General features: G+C 71.4%; 16 protein-coding genes. 9 read left to right on the top strand and 7 right to left on the bottom strand.

Features of this window, described 5'->3' with window-relative positions; all coding sequences use genetic code 11:
• The first annotated feature begins 122 nt into the window (after positions 1-122).
• From FV229_RS12345 to FV229_RS12335, 3 genes are read left to right on the top strand one after another with little or no spacing between them, the layout of a single operon-like run.
• Complete coding sequence (locus tag FV229_RS12345; RefSeq protein WP_187275132.1) at positions 123-941, top strand: quinoprotein dehydrogenase-associated SoxYZ-like carrier; 819 nt, start codon at positions 123-125, stop codon at positions 939-941.
• A 59-nt stretch (positions 942-1,000) separates the two neighbouring features.
• A complete protein-coding gene (locus FV229_RS12340; protein ID WP_147752263.1) occupies positions 1,001-1,411 on the top strand; it encodes a thioredoxin family protein in 411 nt (136 codons plus the stop codon).
• Between the two features lie 16 nt (positions 1,412-1,427).
• The gene (locus FV229_RS12335; RefSeq protein ID WP_147752262.1) at positions 1,428-2,147 is read left to right on the top strand and encodes a cytochrome c biogenesis protein CcdA; all 720 of its coding nucleotides are present in this window, start codon (positions 1,428-1,430) and stop codon (positions 2,145-2,147) included.
• 17 nt (positions 2,148-2,164) lie between these two features.
• On the opposite strand, the gene FV229_RS12330 is transcribed toward FV229_RS12335, so the two are convergent.
• The 3 genes from FV229_RS12330 to FV229_RS12320 are packed head-to-tail and all read right to left on the bottom strand — an operon-like array spanning position 2,165 to position 5,209.
• Positions 2,165-2,353, bottom strand: coding sequence for a DUF1192 domain-containing protein (locus FV229_RS12330; RefSeq protein WP_147752261.1), 189 nt, complete (start codon positions 2,351-2,353; stop codon positions 2,165-2,167).
• 11 nt (positions 2,354-2,364) lie between these two features.
• Positions 2,365-3,582 (bottom strand): phosphopentomutase, encoded by a 1,218-nt coding sequence (locus FV229_RS12325; protein WP_147752260.1) that lies wholly within the window; start codon positions 3,580-3,582, stop codon positions 2,365-2,367.
• Between the two features lie 4 nt (positions 3,583-3,586).
• Positions 3,587-5,209: an ABC transporter ATP-binding protein gene (locus FV229_RS12320; RefSeq protein ID WP_147752259.1), complete on the bottom strand. Its 1,623-nt coding sequence runs from the start codon at positions 5,207-5,209 to the stop codon at positions 3,587-3,589.
• Between the two features lie 102 nt (positions 5,210-5,311).
• Here FV229_RS12320 and FV229_RS28430 point away from each other — a divergent pair, with 102 nt between their 5' ends.
• The 4 genes from FV229_RS28430 (at position 5,312) to FV229_RS12300 (ending at position 10,470) form a co-directional block, all read left to right on the top strand.
• On the top strand, positions 5,312-6,661 hold the full coding sequence (locus tag FV229_RS28430) for a CoA transferase (RefSeq protein ID WP_147752258.1): 1,350 nt from the start codon (positions 5,312-5,314) through the stop codon (positions 6,659-6,661).
• 421 nt (positions 6,662-7,082) lie between these two features.
• Entirely contained in the window at positions 7,083-8,024 is a 942-nt protein-coding gene (locus tag FV229_RS12310) for a lytic transglycosylase domain-containing protein (protein ID WP_246688167.1), read from the top strand.
• Between the two features lie 86 nt (positions 8,025-8,110).
• Positions 8,111-9,016 (top strand): alpha/beta hydrolase, encoded by a 906-nt coding sequence (locus FV229_RS12305; RefSeq protein ID WP_147752256.1) that lies wholly within the window; start codon positions 8,111-8,113, stop codon positions 9,014-9,016.
• 212 nt (positions 9,017-9,228) lie between these two features.
• Positions 9,229-10,470, top strand: coding sequence for an O-antigen ligase (locus FV229_RS12300; protein WP_147752255.1), 1,242 nt, complete (start codon positions 9,229-9,231; stop codon positions 10,468-10,470).
• Between the two features lie 7 nt (positions 10,471-10,477).
• Here the strand turns inward: FV229_RS12300 and FV229_RS12295 are convergent, their stop codons facing one another.
• Positions 10,478-10,825 (bottom strand): acyl-CoA thioesterase, encoded by a 348-nt coding sequence (locus FV229_RS12295; protein ID WP_246688166.1) that lies wholly within the window; start codon positions 10,823-10,825, stop codon positions 10,478-10,480.
• Between the two features lie 220 nt (positions 10,826-11,045).
• Between FV229_RS12295 and FV229_RS12290 the strand changes: the two genes are divergently transcribed.
• Positions 11,046-11,306 carry a hypothetical protein gene (locus FV229_RS12290; RefSeq protein WP_147752253.1) on the top strand — a complete coding sequence of 87 codons (261 nt, stop codon included), beginning with the start codon at positions 11,046-11,048 and terminating at the stop codon, positions 11,304-11,306.
• A 4-nt stretch (positions 11,307-11,310) separates the two neighbouring features.
• On the opposite strand, the gene FV229_RS12285 is transcribed toward FV229_RS12290, so the two are convergent.
• The 3 genes from FV229_RS12285 to FV229_RS12275 form a co-directional block, all read right to left on the bottom strand.
• Entirely contained in the window at positions 11,311-13,053 is a 1,743-nt protein-coding gene (locus tag FV229_RS12285; RefSeq protein WP_246688165.1) for a PQQ-binding-like beta-propeller repeat protein, read from the bottom strand.
• Between the two features lie 141 nt (positions 13,054-13,194).
• Positions 13,195-14,856, bottom strand: coding sequence for a DHA2 family efflux MFS transporter permease subunit (locus tag FV229_RS12280; RefSeq protein WP_147752252.1), 1,662 nt, complete (start codon positions 14,854-14,856; stop codon positions 13,195-13,197).
• Positions 14,853-16,082 carry an HlyD family secretion protein gene (locus tag FV229_RS12275; RefSeq protein ID WP_147752251.1) on the bottom strand — a complete coding sequence of 410 codons (1,230 nt, stop codon included), beginning with the start codon at positions 16,080-16,082 and terminating at the stop codon, positions 14,853-14,855. The genes FV229_RS12280 and FV229_RS12275 overlap by 4 nt, the downstream gene beginning before the upstream one ends.
• Positions 16,083-16,295: 213 nt before the next feature.
• Between FV229_RS12275 and FV229_RS12270 the strand changes: the two genes are divergently transcribed.
• Complete coding sequence (locus FV229_RS12270) at positions 16,296-16,931, top strand: HdeD family acid-resistance protein (protein ID WP_147752250.1); 636 nt, start codon at positions 16,296-16,298, stop codon at positions 16,929-16,931.
• Positions 16,932-17,216: the final 285 nt, after the last annotated feature.

Below are 17,216 nucleotides of genomic sequence, written 5' to 3'. Positions count from 1 at the left end.
GCCGCACCCCACGATTGTGACCGCGATCACAGACGCAGCCCGCGCGCGGCCCTATGACGTATTGGATAGAACGGTGTCACCAAGAGCACCGCTGCAACGAACAAGACCCCGAGGAGAACGCCATGCGCCGCCCGATCCGAGACTCCCTCTTCGCCGCCGCAATCCTCCTGCCCGCCTTCGCGTCGCCTGGCGCGGCGCTCGCGGCCGCCGGCGACGGCGAGGCCGAGCGCGCGGCCCGCTGGAAGGAGCTGCAGCAGCAGGTGTTCGGCGACCGCAAGGTCGAGCCGGGCAAGCTGGTGGCGATCGACATGCCGTTCCGCGCCGAAGACGCCGCCCTGGTCCCGGTGACGCTCACCGTCGCCGACAAGGACCAGGTGAAGGGCCTGTACCTGATCATCGACGACAACCCGGCGCCGCTCGCCGCCCACGTCGACTTCGGGCCCGCGGGCGACCCGGCGCAGCTCAAGATGCGCGTGCGGGTGAACACCTACTCCAACGTCCACGCGGTGGCCGAGACCCGGGACGGGCGCCTCGTGGCGTCGGAGATCTTTGTCAAGGCGTCCGGCGGCTGCTCGGCTCCCATGGGCATGACCGAAGCCGACGCGCTGAAGGGCATGGGCGACATGCGGATGAAGTTCGCCGACCCCACCGCCGACAAGGCGGTGCAGGCGACGCTGATGATCCGCCACCCGAACTTCTCCGGCATGCAGATGAACCAGGTCTCGCGCGAGTATACGCCGGCGCGCTACCTCGACCGGATCAGCGTCAGCCAGGGCGCGCGGAACGTCTTCACGATGGAGGGCGACATCTCGATCTCGTCGAACCCGGTGATCGGCTTCGAGATGCGGCCCGAGGGCGCCGCGCCGGTCAAGGTGGCGGCCACGGACAGCCAGGGCGGCACGTTCGACCACACCTTCCCGGTGCCCGCCGCCAGCAACTGATCGTCACGGATCTGCTTGGCCGCCCACGGCCAGGCCTTCGCCATCGGGAAACACCAGCCATGATCCGCCGCACGCTCATCGCGCTCATCGCGCTCCTCGGCCTCGCGCCCTTGGCCCTCGAAGCTCTGACCGTCGCCACGGCGCAGGCCGGCGAGATGAAGCCCTACTCCCAGGCGGCGTTCGACGCCGCGCAAAAGGCCGGCAAGCCGATCCTCGTCGAGGTGAGCGCGCCCTGGTGCCCGATCTGCAAGACGCAGAAGCCGATCCTGGCCAAGCTCAGCGCCGACCCGCGCTTCAAGGATCTGCAGATCTTCGACATCGACTTCGACAGCCAGAAGGACCTGCTGCGCAAGCTCGACGTGCGCACCCAAAGCACGCTGATCGCCTACAAGGGCAGCGTCGAGACCGGACGCTCGGTCGGCGAGACCCAGCCCGAATGGATCGAGGGGCTGGTCGAGAAGACGCTTTGATCGGCTCGGGGGTTCGATGATCGTCAGCCTCGGCCTCGCGCTCCTCGCCGGCCTGCTCTCGACGCTCTCGCCCTGCGTGCTGCCGCTGCTGCCGCTGGTCCTCGGCGCCGCGGCGTCCGAGCACCGCTACGGACCGGCGGCCCTGGCCGGCGGCCTGGCCTTGTCGTTCGTGGCGATCGGCCTGTTCGTCGCCACGATCGGCTTCGGCCTCGGGCTCGACGGCGACGTGTTTCGCCGCGTCGCCGCGATCCTGCTGATCCTCGTCGGAATCGTCCTGCTGGTGCCGGTGGCGCAGACCCGCCTCGCGGTGGCCGCCGGCCCGCTCGCCAACTGGACCGAGAGCCGCTTCGGCGGCTTCTCCACCACCGGCCTTTGGGGCCAGTTCGGCGTCGGGCTGCTGCTCGGCGCGGTCTGGAGCCCCTGCGTCGGCCCGACGCTCGGTGCCGCCTCGATCCTCGCCGCGCAGGGCCGCGACCTCTGGACGGTCGGGCTGACCATGCTGGTCTTCGGCCTCGGCGCGGCCCTGCCGCTCCTGGTCCTCGGCACCCTGTCGCGATCCGTGCTGGTCGGCTGGCGTGACCGGCTGATGCGGGTCGGCAAGGGGATGAAGGCGGCGTTGGGAGCGATCCTCGTCGTGACCGGCCTCGTCATCGTGCTCGGCGCCGACAAGCGGATCGAGGCGGTGCTGGTCGACGCCGCGCCGGATTGGCTGAACGCGCTGACGACCCGCTACTGACGCGGCCGGCTTGCGCGTCAGCGCTTGAATAACGCGTCCGCCGCGCCGAGCGCGGCTTGCTTCGCCGTTCGCGCGGCTTCGAGCCGCCGGATCTCGGCGTTCAGCAGCGCGATGCGGTGATCGATCTCGTCCACCGACAGGGTGTCGAGCGGCTGGCCGACCTCGTGATGGACCGGGCGCTTCACCCGCTCGTCGTCGTCGCGCATCGAGAAGGTCCTCACAGGAAAGGCGTTCCGGCAACCGGCGGTAGGCCGAGATGGCGGGCGACCGCGGCGCCGATGTCGGCGAATGTCGCGCGGCGTCCCAGTGCCCGCGGCACGATGTCCGGCCCGAAGGCCAGGACCGGCACCTGCTCACGGGTGTGCTCGGTGCCGTGCCAGGTCGGGTCGTTGCCGTGGTCGGCGGTGACGAGGCAGAGGTCGCCCGGGCGCAGCGCCGCGCGGATGTCGGGGATGCGGGCGTCGAACGCTTCGAGCTCGGCGGCGTAGCCTGGCACATCGCGACGGTGGCCGTGCTCGCTGTCGAAGTCGACGAGGTTGGCGAAGACGAACCCGCCGTCGCGAAGGCGTCCGAGCGCGTCGATCGCGGCGTCGAGGCAGGCGCCGTTGCCGCCGGGCTTGACCTCGCGGCCGGTGGCGCGATGCGCGAAGATGTCGCCGATCTTGCCGACGCTGACCACGTCGCGGCCCGCAGTCGCGAGCCGGTCGAGCAGGGTGTCGCCGGGCGGGGCGACGGAGAAGTCTCGGCGGTTGCTCGTGCGGCGGAAGCCGGCTTCTCCCGTGCCGGTGAACGGTCGCGCGATCACGCGGCCGACGCGGTAGGCGTCGCACAACTGGCGCGCGGTCCGGCACAGCGCGTAGAGGCGCTCGAGGCCGAAGGCCTCCTCATGGGCCGCGATCTGGAAGACGCTGTCTGCGGAGGTGTAGCAGATCGGCTTGCCGGTCCGGAGGTGCTCGGCGCCGAGCGCGTCGATGATCGCGATGCCGGAGGCGTGGCTGTCGCCGAGGATGCCGGGCAGGTCGCCGAGGCGGATCAGGTCCCGGATCAAGGCCGCTGGGAAGGCCGGCCGCGTGTCGGGGAAGTACCCCCACGGCTCGCGCATCGCGAGGCCGGCGATCTCCCAATGGCCCGAGGGCGTGTCCTTGCCGGCGGCGGTCTCCACCGCATGGCCCCAGGCGCCGAGGATTTCCGCTGGCGGCGCGAGCCCCGGCGGCATCCGTCCCGACGCGCCCTCGCAGGCGAGCCCGAGCCCGAGGCCGGCCAGATGCGGCAGGCGCAACGGGCCGCTCCGCAGGCCGGCGCGGTCGGCGCGCCCCGCGGCGCAGGCCTCGGCGATGTGGCCGACCGTGTCGGAGCCCGCATCGCCGTAGCGCTCGGCATCCGGCGCACCGCCGATTCCGACGGAATCGAGCACGATGAGCAGCGCCCGCGCCATCGCCCTAGACCGGCTCGACGTCGGCGACGCTGTCGCTCTTCAGCGCGAAGGCCGCCGAGAACAGGGTGCGGGTGTAGTCGGTCCTGGGCCGGGAGAAGATCTCCTCGGCTGGGCCCTCCTCCACCACCACGCCGTTCTGCATGACCAGGACGTAGTTCGCGAGCGCGCGCACCACCTTCAGGTCGTGGCTGATGAACAGGTAGGCGAGGCCGCGCGCCCGCTGCAGGTCGCGCAGCAGCGTCACGATCTGCGCCTGCACCGAGCGGTCCAGCGCCGAGGTCGGCTCGTCGAGCACGACGAAGCGCGGCTCCAACACCATCGCGCGGGCGATGGCGATGCGCTGGCGCTGGCCGCCGGAGAACTCGTGCGGGTAGCGGTCCATCGCCGCCGGATCGAGCCCGACATCGGTGAGCGCCCGCGCGACGATGGCGCGGTGCTCACGCTTCGGCACGTCCTGCACCACCAGACCCTCGGCGACGATGTCGGCCACCGACATCCGCGGCGAGAGCGAACCGTAGGGGTCCTGGAAGACCACCTGCATGTCCTTGCGCAGGGGCCGCATCGCCGCGACGCCGTAGCGCTCGATGTCTTGGCCGAGGAACACAATCGGCCCCTCGCACGCGGTGAGCCGCAGCAGCGCGAGGCCGAGCGTCGTCTTGCCCGAGCCGGATTCGCCGACCACGCCCACGGTCTCGCCGGCGCGGACCCGCAGGGAGACGCCGTCGACGGCCTTGACGTAGCCGGCTTTGCGCCGGAGCCAACCTTCCTTCAGGGGAAACCAGACCTTCAGCGGGCCGGCCTTGACCAGGGCCTCGGCATCCGCCGCCACCGGGTTGCCGCGCCCCTCCGGCTCGGAGGCGATGAGGCGGCGCGTGTAGTCGTGCTGCGGGTTCGAGAACACCTCGACGACCGGCCCGGCCTCGACGATCCGACCTTTGAGCATCACGCAGACCCGCGCGGCGATGCGCTCGACGATGCCGAGGTCGTGGGTGATGAACAGCATCGCCATGCCGAGCCGCTTCTGCAGGTCGGCCAGCAGCGAGAGGATCTGCGCCTGCACGGTCACGTCGAGGGCGGTGGTCGGCTCGTCGGCGACGAGCAGGTCCGGCTCGCAGGCGAGCGCCATCGCGATCATCACCCGCTGGCGCTGGCCGCCGGAGAGCTCGTGCGGGTAGGCGCCCATGCGCCGCGCCGCGTCGCGCAGGCCCACGAGTTCCAGCAATTCGAGGATGCGCGCGCGCGCGGCCTTGCCCGAGAGGCCGCGGTGGAGCCCCAGCACCTCGCCGATCTGCCGCTCGATGCTGTGGAGCGGGTTCAGGGAGGTCATCGGCTCCTGGAACACCATGGTGATGTCGGCGCCGCGCACCTTGCGCATTTCGCGCTCGGGCAGCGCGAGCAGGTCGCGGCCCTTGAACACGATCCGCCCGCCCGGATGGTGGGCGGCCCCATCCAGCAGCCGCAGGATCGAGAGCGCGGTCACCGACTTGCCCGAGCCGGATTCACCGACGAGCGCCACGGTCTCGCCCGGCAGGATCGTGAAGGACACGCCGTCGACGGCCCGGCTCTCGCCCTCGCGCGAGCGGAAGGCCACCGAGAGATCCTCGACGGAGAGCAGCGGCTCGGGCATCAATCGCGTTCGTTCCGGGACATGTCCCGACTGTATAGCGCGGCGGCGGCCCGACGGCGAACCACGCGTGCGAACCGAATTAGGCGCAACGACGGGGGCGGCATGTCGGCGGAGCGTTTCGCGGCGACGATCCAGGATGCGTTGGGCGGCCCCTCGGACCGGGTGGCCCTCGCCTTCGCGGGGACCGGCGCCCTGCCCTCGGCCTTTCCGGTGACCGATCTGGCGGCCGGCTCCATCACCGCGGCGGGGCTGGCCGTCGCCGACCTCGTCGGCACCGCGCCCGGCGTCACCGTCGATCGGCGCCTCGCCTCCCTGTGGTTCCGCACCTCGCTCCGCCCGATCGGGTGGGCGCTGCCGGCCCCGTGGGACCCGGTGGCGGGCGACTATCGCACCCGCGATGGCTGGATCCGGCTCCACACCAACGCCCCGCACCACCGCGCGGCGGCCGAGCGGGTGCTCGGCGCGCAATCCGACCGAGACGGCATGGCGCTCGCCGTCGCCGGCTGGGACAAGGCGGCGCTGGAGGCGGCGATCGTCGCGGAGGACGGCTGCGCGGCGGAGATGCGCTCGATCGCAGCCTGGGCGGCGCATCCGCAGGGGGCGGCGGTCGCCAGGGAACCCCTCGTCGGCTTCGATCCCGGGGAGCCCGCCTCCACCGCCTGGAGGCCGAGGCCCGATCGGCCGCTCGCCGGCCTGCGGGTGCTCGACCTGACGCGGGTGCTCGCCGGCCCCGTCGCCACGCGATTCCTCGCCGGCTACGGCGCCCAGGTGCTGCGCGTCGACCCGCCGGACTGGAACGAGCCGGCCATCGAGCCGGACGTGACGCTCGGCAAGCGATGCGCCCGGCTCGACCTGCGCCGGGACGCCGACCGCGCGGTGTTCGAGGCGATGCTCGCCGGCGCCGACCTCCTCCTGCACGGCTACCGGCCGGACGCCCTCGACCGCCTCGGCTACGGCGCGGTCGCGCGCCGCGCCCTGGCGCCCGGCCTGATCGACGTGCGCCTCGACGCCTACGGCTGGACCGGCCCCTGGGCCGGCCGACGCGGCTTCGACAGCCTCGTGCAGATGAGCTGCGGCATCGCCGAGGCCGGCCAGGCCTGGCGCGGGGCCGACCGGCCTGTGCCGCTCCCGGTCCAGGCCCTCGACCACGCCACCGGCTACCTCCTCGCGGCGGCCGCGATCCGCCTCGTCGCGCGGCGCCTGCAGGACGGGGTCGCGGGCGGCGCGCGGTTGTCCCTGGCCCGCACGGCGCAGCTGCTCCTCGACGCCGAGCCGACGGCGTCGGCAGGGGAACTCGCACCGGAATCCGACGGCGATTTCTCCGCCGCCGTCGAGGCGACGGCGTGGGGGCCGGCGCATCGCTTGCGGCCGCCCCTGGCGATCGACGGCGCGCCGATGGCCTGGCCGCTCCCGGCGCGGCGCCTCGGCACGGATCGCCCCGCCTGGGTGTGACCGCGTGGATTGATCGCCGGTCGCGGGATGCTAGATCGGAGCGGGTGACACGGGGCGGTCGCACGCCGACCGCCGCCAAAGGGCTCGATCGCGAGGCATGACGGTTTCCGCTCGAGCGTCCACGTCGTCACCGAAAGATACGCGTTCGCGCCCCGTCCCGCCTCCCTCTGCAGAATCGCGCATTCCCCCGTCTCATCGGAGCCGAATGCGATCGTCCCCGATCGTCCCCTCCCCGTCATCCCGGGGCGCCGAAGGCGAGCCCGGGATCCAGAATCGTAGGTCGTGCTCGGTTCTGCGCTGTCGGCGGCTCTGGATCCCGGGCTCTGCTGCGCAGACCCGGGATGACGGAGAGGGTGTGACGACTGGGTGTGCGAGGCTTGTGAGCCCGGTCGCCTCGCCTGCAGATGGGACAAGGAAGGCGCTGGCGCTTTCCGCACTCGCCGTCCTCCTCCTGGCCACGCCCGCGCACGCCCTCCCCTCCGAAGGTGCGACCGAGACCGTCGAGCAGGCGCTGTGCCGGCTGATCGAGGGGGCGGCGCGGGCGCGAGACCTGCCGGTGCCGTTCCTGACGCGGCTGATCTGGCGCGAGAGCGCGTTCCGCGTCGGCGTGGTCAGCCCCGTGGGCGCGCAAGGCGTCGCCCAGTTCATGCCCGGCACGGCCCGCGAGCGCGGGCTCGTCGACCCGTTCGACCCCGAGCAGGCGATCCCGCACGCCGCCCACCTGCTCGCCGACCTGAAGCGGCAATTCGGCAACCTCGGCCTGGCGGCGGCCGCCTACAACGGCGGCCCGGGGCGGGTGTCGAACTGGCTCGCCGGCAGCGGCGGCCTGCCCACCGAGACCCGCGCCTACGTGCTCGCGATCACCGGCGCCCCCGCCGAGGATTGGCGCGGGGGCGCCGCGCGGATCGAGATGGGGCCGCCGGAAGGCGGCGAGACCACGGGCGGCGCGGCCAAACCCGCGGAGACCAAGCCCGCGGAGACCAAGGCGCGGGAGGCCGCGAAGGCCGATCCTGCACCCGAGCCGCCGCAAACCTGCCTCCAGGTCACGGCGAGCCTGCGCATCCCGTCGCGCGGCGACCGCTTCGCCATCGGCGCCAACGAGGGGCCGGCCGCCCGGTGGGGCATCCAACTCGCGGGCAACTTCTCGAAGTCCCTGGCGCTGGCGACCTTCTCCCGCGCGCGCGCCACCTACGCCAAGGTGATCGGCGAGGTCCGCCCGATGATCATCGGCACGCGCCTGCGCAACCGCGGCACCCGCGCGTTCTACCGCATCCGCATCCCGGCGGAGAGCCGGCAGGCGGCCGACGGCCTGTGCGGCCGCATCCGCAGCGTCGGCGGCGCCTGCATCGTGCTGCGCACCTGACGCACGAACGAAGTTCGGCGCGATCCGGTCATGAATCCGCCCCGAGCCGCGCGCCATCTGGCGTTCGCGGCCCAATCGGACATCGAATGACACGAATCTTCACGGCTCTCGCCAGCTTGGCATGCCTCGCGCTCGCGGCGATCGGCATCGCCGCCTGCTCCCCCCTCGCCCTGTTCGACGCGATCGGCCCGCGCGATGCCGGCGGACGGCAGGTGCTGCGCGACGAGCCCTTCGGCGAGGGCCCGCGCCGGCGGCTCGACGTCTACGTCCCGGTCAACGCCCCCGAGAACGCGCCGGTGCTGGTGTTCTTCTACGGCGGCTCCTGGCAGAGCGGCTCGAAGGCGGATTACGCCTTCGTAGGCCAAGCGCTGGCCGCGCAGGGCTTCGTCACCGTGCTGCCGGACTACCGGCTCTACCCGGAGGCGCCCTTCCCGGGCTTCCTCGAGGACGGCGCCGCGGCCATCGCCTGGGTACGCGACAACATCGCGGCCTATGGCGGCGACCCGCGCCGGATCGTGCTGGCCGGGCATTCGGCCGGCGCCTACAACGCCCTGATGCTCGGCCTCGACACGCGCTACCTCAAGGCGGCCGGCGTCGACCCGAAGGTGATCCGCGCGGTCGCGGGCCTGTCCGGCCCCTACGATTTCCTGCCCTTCGACCAGGACACCACCCGCAAGGTGTTCGGCCAGGCGCCCGATCCGCGCGCGACCCAGCCGGTGGCCTTCGTCGGGCCGAGCGCGCCGCCGGCCTTCCTCGCCACCGGCGCCGACGACACCCTCGTGCGCCCACGCAACACGCAGAGCCTCGCCGCGAAGCTGCGCGACGCCCGCGTGCCGGTGCAGGAGCGCGTCTATCCGGGCCTCGACCACGCCGACACGCTGCTCGCGCTCTCGGTGACCTTCCGCTCGAAGGCCCCGGAGCTCGCGGAGATGGCCGCCTTCCTCAAGACCCAGGCGGCGAGCCGGCAGTCCATGACGATCGGGCGGCGCTGAGCGGCGACCGCGCGTCAAGGTTATCGCGAAGTCGCGCGGTGGTTCGGGCTGGTTCTCGGTGACCGCCGGGCCGGTTCCGGGCTACGCTGGCTTGGTCAACCGACGAAACGCTCGAACGGAACGCTCGCTTGTCTTCTGCTCCAGGGATCGCAACGCGGATCGGACGGGTCGAGTCTTCCGCGGTTCCAGCCGCGGGCGACCTTCCGGACTGGATGCGCGTGCTCCTGAACGCGACGGTGCTGGTCGTGCTGTGGAACCACCTCTGGTTCCACGACCTCGCCAACCGCTCGACGCTCGCGGCCTCCGAGGACGGCAGCGGGCTCACGCAGGTGATCTTCCTTGGCCTGGGGGCGGCGATGGCGGCGGCCCTCTGGCGGCTCGGGCCGGCGCGGCTGCGACCGCTGGCGACCTGGCCGCTGCTGCTCTGCGCAGGCTGGCTCGGGATCACCGTGCTGCTGTCGATCGAGCCGTCGCTGTCGATCCGACGCGCCGTGCTCATGGCGATCGCCCTGATGCTGTCGGCCGGCGTGCTGATCGTCGCGCGCTCCCCGCGCCAGTTCGCGATGACGCTCGCCGGCAGCGCCCTCGTCATCCTCGTCGCGTCCTACCTCGCCGTGGCGCTCGTGCCCGACCTCGCGATTCACTCGTCCTTCGACCTGAACTCCGATCCGAGCCATCCCGGGCTGTGGCGGGGCATCTTCCCGCACAAGAACGAGGCGGGGGCGGCGATGGTGATCCTGATCATCTGCGGCCTCTACGTGCGGGAGACGGCGAGCCGGTTCCTCGGCTGGGCCATCGTCCTGCTCGCGGTCGGGTTCCTGGTGGCCTCCGGCTCGAAGACCGCCCTGCTGGTGACGCCGGTGATCCTCGCCGTCACCGCCCTGTGCCGGGTGTTTCGCGGAAACCTCGCCCGGACGTCGCTGCTGCTCGGCCCCGTCGTCGCCTTCTCCGTCGTGTCGATCGGCTCCGTCGTGGTGCCGGCGATCCAGGAGAGGCTCGGTGCGCTGATGACCGACGCGACCTTCACCGGGCGCAACGAGATCTGGGAATTCGCGATCGACAACATCTTCATCCGGCCGTTCCGAGGCTGGGGCTACGGCGCGTTCTGGATGACGGAGCGGACGATGTACGCCGGGTCGGAGCAGCTGACCTGGGTCAACACCGCCAACCACGCGCACAACGCCTACCTCGACACCGCGCTGACGATGGGGTTCCCCGGCCTCGCCTTCACGCTCGTCGCCTTCATGCTGATGCCGCTGCGCGACCTGCAGGCGACGGCGGGCGGGCGCGACCTCGACCCGACGACGCTGCTGTTCGTCCGCCTGTGGTTCCTCGGCCTTGTCTCGGCGTCCTTCGAGACCGTGCTGTACAACGGCAACAACGCCACCTGCTGCATGTTCATGATGGCGGTGTTCGGCCTGCGCCTGCGCACCGCCTACCGCCCGGCCGCCTGACCCGGCCTCAGGCCACGCCCGGCTCCGGCGGCACCGGCCTCGGCTTCCGCTCGGAATCGATCGCGACGAAGGTGAACAGCGCCTGCGTCACCCGCATGGTCGCCTCGCTCTCGCGCTCGCGGCGCCAGACCTCGACCTGGATGCGGATCGACGTGCGGCCGACGCCGAGGATCCAGGCGTAGAGGCTGACCTCGTCGCCGACGAAGACCGGATGGTGGAAGGTCATCGCCTCGACCGAGATCGTGGCGCAGCGCCCGCGCGACCGGCGGGCGGCGACGTTGCCGGCGGCGAGGTCCATCTGCGCCATCAGCCAGCCGCCGAAGATGTCCGCGGCCGGGTTCGTGTCCGACGGCATCGCGATCGTGCGGATCACCGGCGGTCCGCGGTCGGAGGGCTGCTGCGTCGGCGATGGGGCCGGCGCGCCGTTCGCGGTGTCGTGGGCCGGCATCGGGTCGAGCTCCCTCTGCGAATCGGAAGCCGCGGCGTCGCTTGAGCCTGACACAGGCCCGATCGGGACAAAACGCTCGCGCGATGCAGGCGGCGACAGGGGGCGCCCGACGTCCTATGTTGCGGGCATGATCGATTTCCAGACCGTCGGCGACCTCTGCAGCTCACGTCACATCGCCGAGGACGAGGTCGACGCCGCCGTCGCCGCCTACCTCGCCGACCCGCTGCCGCCGATCTTCGTGTTCCGGCAGGGCTACCGGCTGAACCTGATGAAGGCGGTGCGCAACCACCAGGGCGCGCGGGTCTTCATGGAGCGCGAGGACGTCGGCATCGCGCTCAAGCGTCCGTTCGTCCGCGCGGCGATCCTGCAGGCGCGGCCGAAGGGCTGAGCCCCTAATCGGGCAGCGCGAACACCACCAGCGCGTCGCCGGTGCCGAAGCCGGAGGCCTTGGTGTAGGACGAGCCGCCGGCTGCGACGGCGACGTACTGCTTCCCGTCGAGGCTGTAGGTGATCGCCGGGCCGCTGATGCCGGCCCCGCACTGGAAGCGCCACAGGATCGCGCCGGTGCCGGCATCGTGCGCGTCGAGATGCCCGTCCTCCTCGCCCGAGAAGACGAGGCCGCTGGCCGTCGCCAGCGTGCCGCCCGCGAGCCGGCTCGCAGACTTCACCGACCACGCGATGCCGCCGCCCTTGGCGAGGTCGACGGCCGTGAGCGTGCTGAAGCTCGGCTCGGCCTTCGCCTCGCCGGTCTCGGTGTAGCGGATCTCCGGTCGGCTGGGGCCGCCGGGCACGGTCTTGACGGTGTAGGTCGTCGCCCCATGCCGGACCTGGGCGTAGGCGAGGCCGCTTCCCGCATCGTAGGCGGTGGGCGGCCAGGAGACGGCGCCGAGCGGCCCCGGCGCCACGACGGTGCCCTCCGCGGTCGGGGGCGCGAACAGGTTCTTCTGCGCGATGAGGGGCGCGGAGCGCTCGATCAGCCGGCCGGTGGCGCGATCGTGGACGTAGATCCAGCCGGTCTTGCTCGCGGAGGCGACCGCCTTCACGGCGCCGTCCTTGCCCGGCAGGTCGAGCAGGAAGGGCGGGCTCGCCACGTCGTAGCCCCACTCGTCGTGCGGCACCTGCTGGTAGTACCAGCGCAGGCTTCCGGTCTTCACCTCGAGCGCCACGAGGCTCATCGTGTAGAGGTTGTCGCCCGGCCGCGAGAGGCCGAAGTTCTGCGGCGCCGGGTTGCCGGTGCCGAGGTAGATCAGGCCGAGCTCCGGGTCGAAGGCCGGGGTCATCCAGAGCGAGCCGCCGCCGACCCGCCAGGCCTCGCGGTTGGCCGGCGCCGCGGCCTTCTCGGCGGTGACGTCGCGATGGAGCGGGACGCCGTCGGCGGTGGTCTCGACGAAGTCGCCCTCCCAGCCGTCGGCCTTGGTGACGTACCAGCGCCAGCGCTCCGCGCCGGTCTTGGCATCGTAGGCGGCGAGCCACCCGCGGCGACCGTAGCCGCCCTCGATGCCCACCACGGAGCCGCCGTCGAGGCCGCCCTTCTCGTCCTCGACGTGGAGCCCGTAGCCGGCGCCGCTGACGCCGACGATGACGAGCCCGTCGGCCACCAGCGGCGGCATCTTGAAGCCGAGCCGGCTCGAACCCTGCACCGGCTTGCCGCCGAGCTGCTGCGTGAGGCCCGAGGCGGTCTCGGACTCGCCCTCCTCCGGCCGCACAGCCTCGTGGTCCCACACGACCTTGCCGGTCTTGGCGTCAAGCGCGATCACCCGCCCGTCCATCGTCGCCTGGAACACGAGGCCACCGGAAACCGCGACGCCGCGGTTCGAGGGCGGCCCGAAGATCTTCTCGGTGCGCGCCTTGTGCGTGTAGGTCCACAGCACCCGGCCGGACTTGGCATCGAGCGCGGCGACGTTGTTCTGCGTGGTCGAGAGGTAGAGCGTGCCGTCGACCATCACCGGCTGCGCCTGGAAGTAGCCAGTGATGCCGGTCTGGAACATCCAGGCCGGGCGCAACCGTGCGACGTTCGACCGGTCGATCGATGACAGCGCGGAGAAATTCCGGTTGGTGTGATCGTGCCCGAACATCGGCCACTCGCCCGAAGGTTCGGCCGCCCGCGCAGGCAGGGCGAACGCCAGGAGCGCCAGGGCTGCGGACGTCAGTTTCGATGAACGCGGCACGCTCGGGCTCCTCCAGCTCGACACTTCCGGTCGAGGCTTCTGCTCGTCGGTGCAACCGGTAGGGCATGTACCGGAGGCTGTCGAACAGGGTGATCGTGTCGATCCGCCTCAGTGGCCGGCGGGTGCGTCGCCGCCGCGCTCGACCCGCTTCAGGATCATCGCCAGCGGCACGGCCGAGGCCGAGACGAGGCAGAGCGCCCAGAACACGTCGATGTAGGCGAAGAAGGCGGTCTGCGTCGCGAGTTGCTGCCCGATCCAGGCGGTGGCCTGCCCCTGCGCGTCGACGCCGGGGGTGCCGTGGACCGTGAAGTACTGCGTCACCTGCCGCATGGTCTCCTGGTAGGCCGGGCTCGTGGTCGTGACGCTCTCCGACAGCCGGCTCTGATGGAACTGGCTGCGATAGGCGAGGATGTTCTGCGCCAGCGACACCCCCATCGACCCGCCGACGTTGCGGGCGACATTGATCAAGGCCGAAGCCTGGTCGGTCTGCGACTTGTCGATGCCTTCGTAGGACGCCGCGGTGATCGAGATGAAGATCATCGGCAGGCCGATGCCGATGTAGATCCGCGACCAGGCGAAGAACCAGAACGTCGAGTCGCCGTAGATCCGCGTCAGGTCGTACATCGCCAGCGCGACGATAGCCGCGCCGGTGGCGATCAGCCATTTCGGTTGGAAGTAGCCGGAGACCTGCCCGATCACCAGCATCATCGCCACGGTGACGAGGCCGCCGGGCGCCAGCACGAGGCCCGAGATGGTGGCGGTGTAGCCATAATAGTCCTGCGTGATCTGCGGGATGAACTGCGTCGTCGCGATCAGGATCGCGCCGGTGGCGAGCATGACGAGGAAGCACGAGCCGAACTGGCGCTTGCCCAAGAGCCGCAGGTCAACGGCCGGGTTCTTCGCGTTCAGCAGCCACGGGATCATCGCCACGAACGAGATCACGGCGAGGACGGCGAAGACCTGGATCAGCGGCGAGCCGAACCAATCCTTGCGCTGCCCCTCGTCGAGGCAGACCTCGAGCGAACCGAGAAAGGTCGCGACGAGGAGGAAGCCGACGAGATCGAAGCGCACGCCCTTCTTCCGAAGCGCCTTGCGCTCCTTCACCGCGGATTCGGAATCCTCCAGCAGCCACCACATCAGCGCCAGCGCGATCACGCCGACGGGTCCGTTGATCAGGAAGCACCAGTGCCAGGAGACGTTGTCGGACAGCCAGCCGCCGAGCGTCGGCCCCACCACCGGCGCGACGACGATGGCGAGCCCGTAGAGCGCGAACGCCTGTCCGCGCTTCGCCGGGGGAAACGAGTCGGCCAGGATCGATTGCGCCAGCGGCGCCATCCCGCCGCCGCCGAGCCCCTGGATGACGCGGAAGAGCAGGAGCGAGTTCAGGTTCCAGGCGAAGCCGCAGGCTAGGGAGGCGACCGTGAACAGCGCGACGCTGGCGATGAAGAACGCCTTGCGGCCGTAGCGCTTGGCCAGGAAGCTCGATGCGGTCAGCGCGATCGCGTTGGCGACGAGGTAGCTCGTGACCACCCAGGCCGCCTCGTCCGGCCCGACCGCGAGGCCCCCGGAGATGTAGCGGAGCGCGACGTTGGCGATGGTGGTGTCGAGCACCTCCATGAAGGTGGCCAGCGCCACGACCAGCGCCACCGCCCAGGGGCTGTGGCCGCCCGCGGTGCGCGGCAATCCGCCGGACTTCGCCTTCGCGGCGCCACCGGATTTACCGCCCGCCTTGCGCGAACCGCCGTTCGCCGCGGCGGCGTTGGCGCTCATCGCACCCGCACCGTCGGCACGATCGACATGCCCGGGCCGATCGACACGTCTTGTGGCCATTCGTCGATGACGATCTTCACCGGCACGCGCTGCACCACCTTCACGTAGTTGCCGGTGGCGTTCTGCGCCGGCAGGAGGCTGAAGGCGGTGCCCGAGCCCGGCTGGACCGAGGCGACCTTGCCGCTGATCCTGCGGTCCGGATACGCGTCGATCTCGATCCGCACCGACTGGCCGGGGCGCATGTCGGTGATCTGCGTCTCCTTGTAGTTGGCGACGACCCACTTCTCGTCGGGCACGAACATCGCCAGCGACTGGCCGGCCTGGGCGTATTGCCCGACCGCGCCGGTGAGCTGGACGACCCGGCCCGGCTGTGCCGCCGTCACCGTCGTGTAGCCGAGGTTGAGCACGGCCTGCGCCGCCTGCGCCTCGGCGTTGGCGAGGCTCGCCTCGGCCGACGCCCGCTGCGCTTGAAGCGAGCCGATCTGCTTCTGCGCCTGCGTGACGCTGGCATTCGCACTCGTGAGAGACGCCTGCCGCTGCTCGAGGGTCGAGGTCGAGGATTGCGATTGCTGGACGGTGCCGGCGCCGCGGCTCGCGAGATCCTTGTAGCGGGCTGCGTCCGCCTTCGCGAAGTCGAGCGCCGCCTGGTTCTGCGTCACCTGCGCCTTGGCGACCTCGACCTGCGCCTTCTGCGCTTCCACCTGCGCGTCGACGTTCTGGATCGAGGCCTTCGCCGACGCGATCTGCGCCTGCGCCTGCTCCAGAGCGACCTGGTAGTCGCGCCGGTCGATCTGGAACAGCGTCGCCCCGGTCTCGACGTGCTGGTTGTCGGTCACCGCGACGGCGACGACGTAGCCTGACACCTTCGGGGCGACCGAGAATTGGCGCGCGTCGACGAACGCGTCGTCGGTGGATTCGTAAGGATGCAGGTAGATCTGCCAGTAGAAGAACCCGGCCACTCCGAGCAGCACGATCGCGATGCCGCCGAGGACGAACCACCACGGATGACGCTTGAGGATGCCCGGGCGGTCTTCTTCGTCCTCGTCGTCCGAATCGTCCTCCTGTTCGGAGCCGGCCTTCGCCTTATCCTGCGCCTCGTCGTCGGCCGGGGCGTCGTCCTCCGGCGGCTTGAGGTCGATGATGTCGCGGCGCTCGGGCACGGCGCGGTCTTCGACCGGGCGCGTCGGCTGATCCAGGGCCGTCGCCTGGCGCTGTTCGTCTAGCATCGGATAAGATAACCGCCCACGCGCGTCCCGCCACCCGTGAGTGGCCGGAGCGATCGAACACCCGCCTCGCGGACTCAAAAGCCGGCGCGGCCGCAAAGTTCCGGACCTCGCGCGTTCCCACCGCGTCGGCTCCGACGTCGCGGTGGGAACGCGCGTTTGCGGTGCGGCGTTCTGCGCCGGACCGACATTCCGAATTCTCAGCGAGCCGACACGATGGCCCTCTTCACCCGAACCAACCCGGCCGGCGTTCCGCTCGTCGGCACCGCTCGCCTCGATGCCATGAGCCGGACGCTCGCGCGCAACTGGTGGCTCGTCGCCCTGCGCGGCGTGGTCGCGATCCTGTTCGGCGTGCTCGCCTTCGTGGCGCCGGCAGCCTTCGTGCTCTCGCTGGTGTGGTTCTTCGCGGCCTACATGGTCGCCGACGGCATCTTCGCGATCATCGCGTCCGAGCGGGCGGCGCAGGCGCACGAGCGCTGGGGCTTCCTGCTGATCGAAGGTCTGCTCGACATCCTCGTCGGCGTGGCGGCCTTCTTCGTGCCCGGCGCCGCCGTCTGGGCCTTCGTCCTGCTGGTGGCGATCTGGGCGATCGTGACGGGCGCCCTGATGATCGCGGCCGCCTTCCGCCTCCACCTGCATTTCGGCCGCTGGTGGCTCGGCCTCGGCGGCCTGGTCTCGATCCTGTTCGGCGCGGTGCTGCTCATCGAGCCGGGCATGTCGGCCCTGGTGCTCACGTGGTGGCTCGGTGCCTACGCGGTCGCCTTCGGCGTGCTGCTGGTGATCCTCGGCTTCCGCCTGCGCGACCGCCACGAGGCGGCCGGCTCGCCGATGCCCTTCCGCCACGGGGTCTGATCCATCGCCAATTCCGCCGGGCGGCGAACGGCATAGCTTCGCCCGGCCCGATCGTTCTAGAACGGCGCAACCCGGGGGCGGTCGCTCCGCATGTGCACCGGTACAGATCTGTACCCGTTCAGGAACGCGATGAGCTCACCCGACCCGGATCGACGCCGCCCCGACGCTGCCCCGCCCGACACAGGCGCCGCGGCGCGGGAAGCGGCCGCCGCCGCCAAGGTCCTAGCGCGCCAGCTCGGCATCCTCGCCGCGGGAGCGGCGCGGAGTGCCGGCCGCACGGGTCGG

This window comes from Methylobacterium sp. WL120, assembly GCF_008039465.1.
Taxonomy (GTDB): Bacteria; Pseudomonadota; Alphaproteobacteria; order Rhizobiales; family Beijerinckiaceae; genus Methylobacterium; species Methylobacterium cerastii.
The sequence above is the reverse complement of the archived record's forward strand: the minus strand, read 5'-3'. Positions and strand labels throughout refer to the sequence as shown.